We start from the raw sequence: 7,555 nt of genomic DNA on the forward strand, positions 1-7,555 counted from the left end.
GCGCATGACGATTCCGGTGCGCGTATCAATGGCTTTGATGTAACACAAACCCTTGCTTGCTTGCCGCCCTAAAACTGTCTGCCAAGCGTCTACGGCAGATGATTTAGGAAGGGTGAGCTTTCCGCCGTTCCGTTGCATTCGGGACCCCCAGCAAACCCCGGTATTTGACAACGGTGCGGCGCGAGATCGGCAGATTTGCCTTTGCCAATTGCTGTGCCAGATCGTGATCCGACAGCGGCGCTGATTTGCTTTCCGTTCGGATCAGCAATGAAAGCCGTTTCAACGCTTGCTCGCGGGTTCTGTCCCCGGTGTCTTCGCTGAGCGGACGGACGATCAGGTCCGAGGCCGGGATGACCCCGTGATCGCTGTCGATAAGGCAATTGTTCAGCGCCCGGCTGATCGTGCTTTTGTTCAGCCCCAACTCGGACGCCATGCCAGCCATCGTCAGCGGCCTCCGATCAAGGGGCCGACCGGTCTGAAAAAACTTTTCCTGTGTTCTGGCGATAAGCTGGCCAATTGTCAGCAAAGTGTTCGCCCGCTTTTGCATGGCGATGACAAAGGCGCCGGCGCTGCGATAGCAGTCACTGTAATAGGCCATGGCACGGGCGTCGGTTTCGGTGGATTTCAGCGTGTTGAAAAACGCATCGTCCGTCAGGATGTCGGGCAGGGCGTGAGGGTTTAATTCGGCCCGGATATCGCCGTTTTCACGCCGCCGAATGATAAGGTCGGGCACGCGGATATGGTCGGTGATCTGCGCGGGCGGCGTCAGGGGCGACGGCGTCAAAGAGCGGATGTCAGCCAGCATGTCTTCGGCATCTTCCTTGTCGACGTCGCATTGGTCACAGATCGCCGCGATGTCCTGTCGGGCAATCAGATCGAGACGATCAAGAAGCCGGGCGATCAGCGGATCAAAGCGGTTCAGCGCCTGCAACTGAACGGCAAAGCTTTCGGCCAGGGTCCAGACGAAAATGCCGGCGGGTTCGATCTGGGCCTGCAACTTGCGCACAACGGATGTCAAAAGCGCGGGGGTGGTTTTAAGATAGGTGCAGATGTCCTGGGCGCTGTCGGTGAAAAAGCCGCGTTCGTCCAGACAATAAACCAGTTCACGGGCCAGCCCCTGTTCGGCGGTTGAAAGCCGGACCAAGGCCACCTGTTGCAACAGGTCCTGTGTCGCGGTCTGTTGCTCGGGGACCTCGGGCAGGGTGCGGTCAAGTCCCCCGGCGCCGCCGGACGGGCGCGCGGGCAGGGGGCGTAAAAACGGATTGCGACGGGTTTCTTCCTCAATCGCATGTCCGATTTCGTCTGCTCCCATCTGCAACAATGAAAGCGAACTGCGCATGTATTGCGTCAGGGACATCTTCTGGCGCGTCGTCTGGTTTTGAACTTGTTTCATGCCGCCGCCGGTTTTGACTTGTCTCACTATACAGTGTCAGCAGTTCTTTTCAGCCCAAATTGGCCTTTGGTCCCATTGCGCTTTGTCCTGACGCCCTAGGGGCGAGACCATCCTTTGCTCTTTCGCAGGCGCGGCTGAATCGCGCTGGCACGGTCGTTGCTTGATCCGTGGTCAAAGGGAGAGGCTCAGGTGACAAAAGTCGGGATTATAGCGAACCCAGTTTCCGCACGAGACATTCGCCGGATTGTCTCGCATGCGGGGAACTTGCCGATCAATGATCGTGCGAACATCGTATTACGGATGCTGACCGGCATGGCTGCGGTCGGCGTCGAAGAAGTTGTGATCATGCCCGAAAACGGCGGCATCCGAACGCAGCTTATGCGCACCATCGCACGAGAAGAGCGGATGGGCGTCTCTCGGTTTCCCAAGGTCACATATCTGCAAATGCCGGTGACCTGCACCTCGGATGACAGCGCCGAGGCCGCGCGCCGGATGAATGCCGAAGGCGTCGGCGCGATCGCGGTTCTGGGCGGGGATGGCACCAACCGGGTTGTCGTGGCCAATGCCGGGAACATTCCCGTCGCCGGCGTGTCCACCGGAACCAACAACGCCTTTCCGGAATTGCGCGAGCCGACAATCACCGGCTTGGCCATCGGTTTGGCGGTCACGGGAAAGGTGCCCTGCGAATACGCACTGATCGACAACAAGCTGCTGGAGGTCCGGGTCAATGACGTCCGCGATATCGCGCTGGTCGATGTCGCCATCGTCTCCGAGCGCTATGTCGGTGCGCGGGCGATCTGGAAAACCGCCAATTTCCGCGACCTTTTCACCACCTTCGGTCTGCCCGAGGGCATTGGCATGTCCTCGATCGTCGGTCTGCTGGCGCCGCTGGATCGCCGAACACCCGAAGGGCGGCGTGTCCGCTTGCTGCCGCTGGACAAGGCGACCTCCAGAATTTTGGCACCCATCGCGCCCGGCCTGATCGAAGAAGTCGGTGTCGGTGGCGTCGAGACGATGCCGCCGGACGTGCTGTTCATGCCCAGCGTCTCGGTCGGATCAATCGCCCTGGATGGCGAGCGCGAGATGACCTTTTGCGAAACCGATGACGTCAGCATTCGGCTGAAAATCGACGCTTTCAGAACCGTAAACGTGCCCGCGTGCATGGCCTATGCGGCCCGGCGCGGGCTTCTCACCCGCGAGGCGACAACCGCGCTTCGTCAAGCTCTGTAATCAAGGGAGGACCTTATGAGCAATCCGTTTCCACTAGAAAAAGAAGGGCTGTTGGCGGCCTATCGCCGGATGAAGACGATCCGCGAATTCGAGGAACGTCTGCATGTGGATTTTGGCCGCGGCGATATTCCCGGCTTTGTTCACCTTTATGCGGGCGAAGAAGCCGCTGGCGTCGGCATCATGATGCACCTTCATGATCGGGACCGCATCGCCTCGACCCACCGCGGTCATGGCCATTGTATTGCCAAAGGCGTGGATGTCCGCGCGATGATGGCTGAAATCTATGGCAAAGCCACCGGATCCTGCGCGGGCAAGGGCGGGTCGATGCATATTGCCGACCTGTCGAAAGGCATGATGGGCGCGAACGGCATCCTTGGCGCTGGTGCGCCGCTGGTTTGCGGTGCGGCGCTGGCTGCGCAGAAGCTGGGTCATGATGGCGTTGGCATCACTTTCTTCGGCGATGGGGCCTCGAACCAGGGCACGGTTCTGGAATCGATGAACCTTGCCGCGATCTGGAACCTTCCGGCGATTTTTGTTGTCGAGAACAACGGTTACGCGGAATCGACCTCGGTCGACTATGCGGTTGCCTCGGACAGCTATGTCGACCGGGCCACGGGCTTTGGTATGCCGGGCGTCACCGTGGACGGCACCGATTTCTTCGCGGTTTACGAAGCCGCCGGCGAAATCATCAGACGCGCCCGCGAAGGCGGCGGCCCGACCCTGTTGGAATGCAAGATGATCCGCTTCTTCGGCCATTTCGAAGGCGATGCGCAGACCTATCGCGCCCCGGGCGAGAACGAGGACAACCGCAAGAACCGGGATTGTCTGAAGATTTTCCGCGCCAAGGTCACCGAAGCCGGTGTGCTGACCAGTGACGAACTGAATGCCATCGACGCCGAAGTTGCCGACCTGATCGAACAATCGGTGCAGGAAGCAAAAGCAGCCCCCTTGCCGGGACCGGAACAACTGACTGCCGACGTGTACGTCGCCTACTGACACGTCTGAAAAGAGAGGAGATATTGAAATGGCACGTACACTGAGCATGAAAGATGCGATCAACGAGGCCCTCGATCAAGAGATGAGCCGCGATCCCACCGTCGTCATGATGGGCGAGGACATCGTGGGCGGCGCTGGTGCCGCTGGCGAAGACGACGCTTGGGGCGGCGTTCTGGGGGTCTCGAAAGGGCTTTATGCCAAGCACCCCAAACAGATGATCGACACGCCGCTGTCGGAAAGCGCCTATGTCGGTGCCGCGATCGGCGCGGCGACCTGCGGTCTGCGCCCCGTGGCTGAACTGATGTTCATCGACTTCATGGGCGTCTGTCTGGACCAGATCTACAACCAAGCAGCCAAGTTCCGCTATATGTTTGGCGGCAAGGCGGAAACCCCGATTGTGATCCGCGCCATGTGCGGCGCTGGTTTCCGGGCTGCGGCCCAGCACAGCCAGATGCTGACGCCGATCTTCACCCATATCCCCGGTCTGAAGGTGGTTTGCCCGTCGAACGCCTATGACACCAAGGGCCTGCTGATTCAGGCGATCCGTGACAATGATCCGGTCATCTTCCTTGAGCACAAGAACCTCTATGCGTCCGAGTGCGAAGTCCCGGAAGAACCCTATGCCATCCCGTTCGGCGAAGCCAACGTGGTGCGCGAAGGGTCGGACCTGACCATCGTGACCTATGGCCTGATGGTTCCCAATTCGCTGGCCGCGGCCGAGACCCTGAAAAAAGAGGGCATCGACGTCGAAGTCATCGACCTGCGGACCCTGTCGCCAATCGACATGGACACTGTCATCGAAAGCGTCGAGGCAACCGGCCGTCTGGTTTGCGTGGACGAGGCGCATCCCCGGTGCTCGATCGCGTCGGATGTGTCGTCAGTGGTCGCACAGAAGGCCTTCAGCGCGCTGAAAGCCCCGATCGAAATGGTGACCGCGCCGCATTCGCCGGTGCCGTTCTCGCCGTCGCTGGAAGATCTGTATATCCCGTCGCCCGACCGTATCGCTGATGCGGTGCGCCGGACCATGGCGGCAGGCAAACAAAAGGTTGCTGCACAATGAGCACCGATATCACCCCGATCCTGATGCCCAAATGGGGTCTCTCGATGGCCGAGGGAACACTGGCGGCATGGCATGTCGAGGAAGGCACCATGATCTCGCCCGGTGACGAGATCATGGATGTCGAAACCGACAAGATTGCAAATGTCGTGGAGGCCGCTGATGGCGGCCTCCTGCGGCGGCGCGTCGGCACTGCCGGCGAGGTTTATCCGGTCCGCGCCCTGTTGGGGGTTCTGGCACCGGAAAGCGTGTCGGACGCCGAGATCGACGCCTATGTCGACGCCTTTGTGATGCCGGTCGTCGAAGGTGACGATGACACCGGGCCGACCTATGAATATGCGGCGCTTCCCATCGGCAAGATCCGCTATGCGGAACGCCCCGGCGAAGGGACTCCGGTTATTCTGATCCATGGCTTCGGCGGTGATCTGGACAACTGGCTGTTCAACATTGATGCCGTGGCCGAAGTGGCGCCGGTCTATGCGCTGGATCTGCCGGGGCACGGTCAATCGGTCAAATCGGTCGATGAACCCGATCTCGACAAGCTGGTTCAGACGATCATCGATTTCATGGATCATCACCAGATCGAAAACGCGCATCTGGTCGGTCATTCGAAAGGCGGCCTTGTCTCGGGCAAAACCGCCATTGACCATCCCGACCGCGTCGCGTCGTTGACCCTGATCTGCTCTGCCGGTCTGGGGGCCGAGATCAATTCGGACTACATCGAAGGCTTCGTTTCGGCAGCCAGCCGCAAGGATCTGAAACCCAAGCTGTTGCACCTGTTCGCGGACAAAAGCCTGGTGAACCGGTCGATGGTCGACGATCTGCTGAAATACAAGCGGATCGACGGCGTGCAGGCCTATCTCGAAGCGCTGAGCGCGGCGCTGTTTGCCGATGGCAAGCAGGCGGTCGACATTGCCAGCGATCTTGAGGCGCTTTCGATCCCCAAACTTATCATCTGGGGCGCTCAGGACGAGATCATTCCGGTCGCGCATTCCAAGGCCGTCACGGACGCCAAGGTCGTCGTGATCGATGGAGCCGGGCATATGGTCCAGATGGAAAACGCGTCACGGGTCAACGAGTTGATCAAAGCTCAACTCTGACCCGGGCACCGGCGCGCCCTTCACTTCCCTTGTGGGCGCGCCGACCTGAAAAATGAGAGAAAAAATGACTGCTTCAAAGCAAAAACTGGCTGAAGTGAATACGCGCCTTCTGGGGCTTTTCAAAGCGGACCAGAAAACCATGATGGCGTTCAAATCGCTAAGCGATAGCGCCGTCCGCGAGGGTAATGTCTCGGCCGCCATGAAAGAATTGATCGCCGTGTCCATCGCTGCGGCGCGTGGCTGTGACGATTGCATCCTTTTCCATGTGGCCGAGGCAAAGAAACACGGCGCTCAACGCGATACGTTGATCGAAGTGATTGCCATCGCCGTTGAGATGTCTGGAGGCCCCGGTGCAGTTTATGCCGCCAAGGCCTTGGACGCATTCGATAACCTGTGAGGAGGGCAAATGGAAATCGGTTCTGAAATTCCCGACGTTCTGGTTCAGCAAATCGTCGATGGCGACGTGAAAAACATCAGCCTGAAAGACCTGTCCGCAGGCCGGAAGGTCATGATGATCGGGGTGCCCGGTGCCTTTGCGCCGCCCTGCGCCGAGACCCATGTGCCGGGTTATCTTGCGTCGGTCGATGCCTTTGCCGCCAAGGGCGTGGACGAGATCGTGGTGCTGGCGTCGAATGATTTTTTCGTGGTCAAAGCCTGGTCAGATCAAATTTGCCCGGATGGGGCGCTTCGGTTTCTGGCGGATGGAAGTCAGAGATTTGCCAAAGCGGCGGATCAGCTTTTGGACCTGACCGACATGGGGCTGGGGCACCGCTCGCAACGCTATGCGGTTTTGATCGAGGATGGCCGCGTCGCAAAGTTTTTTGTCGAGCCGGTCGCGACCGAAGTGACAGTCACGGGTTCTGACGCGGTTTTGCAGCACCTGTGATTTCTCGGGGTGCCATGTTGTAGTGCGGGCGGCGATCTGATCGGCCGCCCGCGCAGGCGTGAATCCTGGGGTCACATGACCCTTCGCGAACGCGGTTCGGGGAATGGAATATTCTATAGTCCGAAAGGACTATTCCCAAACTGGGAAAAAAGAGCATAATATCGCGCTGCTGTTACTTTGGGAGGGGTACTGCAATGGCCGTTACCGGCGCTTTCGAGCAACATGTGAAGGAAATTATCACTGCTGCCGAAGGCGGGCGGACGAGTCGTGACAAAGGCGTGGTCGACTCGTGGCTGCGCTGTCTCAACGACTATAAGCTGGATCCGGAACACAAGGGCGAAGCCCGGATCGTTTCGGAACAGGTTCTCAAGGAACATCAGCAGGAAGCAGAAGACCTTCTGTCAGTGGCGCGGTTCGGGATGGAAGACCTGTACCGGCGCGTAAACTCGATGGGCTATGTGCTTTTGCTGACCGATGCCGACGGGGTTACGGTCGATTTCATCGGCGACGAAAAGGTTGACCGCGAACTCAAGCGGGCAGGCCTTTATATCGGTTCGGAATGGAGCGAACGGGAGGCGGGCACATGTGGCGTTGGCGCCTGCCTGACCACCGGCGAGGCAATCACCATCCATCAAAGCGACCATTTCGATATGGCGCATACCCCGCTCAGTTGCACGGCGGCGCCGATTTATAATCCCACCGGGAAAATGGTCGGTGTTCTGGACGTCTCGTTGTTGATGTCTCCGTCCGAAAAATACAGTCAGGCCCTGACGTTGGAAGTCGTCAAATCCTGCGTGCGGCGGATTGAACTGGCCAACCTCATGGCCTCGCGCAAGGACGAGTGGATTTTGCGGCTGAATGCCACTTCAGAGTTTCTGGGCGTCGACCCCAAC

8 protein-coding genes are annotated in these 7,555 nt (G+C 59.2%); 7 read left to right on the top strand and 1 reads right to left on the bottom strand.

All coding sequences use genetic code 11. The annotated features are described in order from the left end of the window. Window positions 1-103: 103 nt before the first annotated feature. Window positions 104-1,393, bottom strand: a complete 1,290-nt coding sequence (locus ABYW26_RS07805) for an RNA polymerase sigma-54 factor (RefSeq protein ID WP_372604212.1) — start codon at window positions 1,391-1,393, stop codon at window positions 104-106. A gap of 189 nt (window positions 1,394-1,582) precedes the next feature. Between ABYW26_RS07805 and ABYW26_RS07810 the strand changes: the two genes are divergently transcribed. The 7 genes from ABYW26_RS07810 to ABYW26_RS07840 form a co-directional block, all read left to right on the top strand. Further along, on the top strand, window positions 1,583-2,623 hold the full coding sequence (locus tag ABYW26_RS07810) for an ATP-NAD kinase family protein (protein WP_372604213.1): 1,041 nt from the start codon (window positions 1,583-1,585) through the stop codon (window positions 2,621-2,623). A 15-nt stretch (window positions 2,624-2,638) separates the two neighbouring features. Next, a complete protein-coding gene (locus ABYW26_RS07815) occupies window positions 2,639-3,619 on the top strand; it encodes a thiamine pyrophosphate-dependent dehydrogenase E1 component subunit alpha (RefSeq protein WP_372604214.1) in 981 nt (326 codons plus the stop codon). Between the two features lie 28 nt (window positions 3,620-3,647). Then, the gene (locus ABYW26_RS07820; protein WP_372604215.1) at window positions 3,648-4,679 is read left to right on the top strand and encodes an alpha-ketoacid dehydrogenase subunit beta; all 1,032 of its coding nucleotides are present in this window, start codon (window positions 3,648-3,650) and stop codon (window positions 4,677-4,679) included. After that, complete coding sequence (locus ABYW26_RS07825; protein ID WP_372604216.1) at window positions 4,676-5,776, top strand: acetoin dehydrogenase dihydrolipoyllysine-residue acetyltransferase subunit; 1,101 nt, start codon at window positions 4,676-4,678, stop codon at window positions 5,774-5,776. The genes ABYW26_RS07820 and ABYW26_RS07825 overlap by 4 nt, the downstream gene beginning before the upstream one ends. A gap of 52 nt (window positions 5,777-5,828) precedes the next feature. Further along, window positions 5,829-6,173 carry a carboxymuconolactone decarboxylase family protein gene (locus ABYW26_RS07830; RefSeq protein WP_372604217.1) on the top strand — a complete coding sequence of 115 codons (345 nt, stop codon included), beginning with the start codon at window positions 5,829-5,831 and terminating at the stop codon, window positions 6,171-6,173. Window positions 6,174-6,182: 9 nt separating this feature from the next. Continuing rightward, window positions 6,183-6,662, top strand: a complete 480-nt coding sequence (locus ABYW26_RS07835) for a peroxiredoxin family protein (RefSeq protein ID WP_372604218.1) — start codon at window positions 6,183-6,185, stop codon at window positions 6,660-6,662. A gap of 194 nt (window positions 6,663-6,856) precedes the next feature. Further along, on the top strand, window positions 6,857-7,555 hold a 699-nt coding region (locus tag ABYW26_RS07840; RefSeq protein WP_372604219.1), incomplete at its 3' end, for a sigma-54-dependent Fis family transcriptional regulator.

It is taken from the genome of Actibacterium sp., assembly GCF_041584535.1.
Lineage (GTDB): Bacteria > Pseudomonadota > Alphaproteobacteria > Rhodobacterales > Rhodobacteraceae > Actibacterium_D.

Excerpts from the sequence above, each read along its gene's own strand:
- ABYW26_RS07805 (WP_372604212.1), bottom strand. The coding sequence starts at position 1,393 with ATGAAACAAGTTCAAAACCAGACGACGCGCCAGAAGATGTCCCTGACG.
- ABYW26_RS07815 (WP_372604214.1), top strand. The coding sequence starts at position 2,639 with ATGAGCAATCCGTTTCCACTAGAAAAAGAAGGGCTGTTGGCGGCCTAT.
- ABYW26_RS07820 (WP_372604215.1), top strand. The coding sequence starts at position 3,648 with ATGGCACGTACACTGAGCATGAAAGATGCGATCAACGAGGCCCTCGAT.
- ABYW26_RS07825 (WP_372604216.1), top strand. The coding sequence starts at position 4,676 with ATGAGCACCGATATCACCCCGATCCTGATGCCCAAATGGGGTCTCTCG.
- ABYW26_RS07830 (WP_372604217.1), top strand. The coding sequence starts at position 5,829 with ATGAGAGAAAAAATGACTGCTTCAAAGCAAAAACTGGCTGAAGTGAAT.
- ABYW26_RS07835 (WP_372604218.1), top strand. The coding sequence starts at position 6,183 with ATGGAAATCGGTTCTGAAATTCCCGACGTTCTGGTTCAGCAAATCGTC.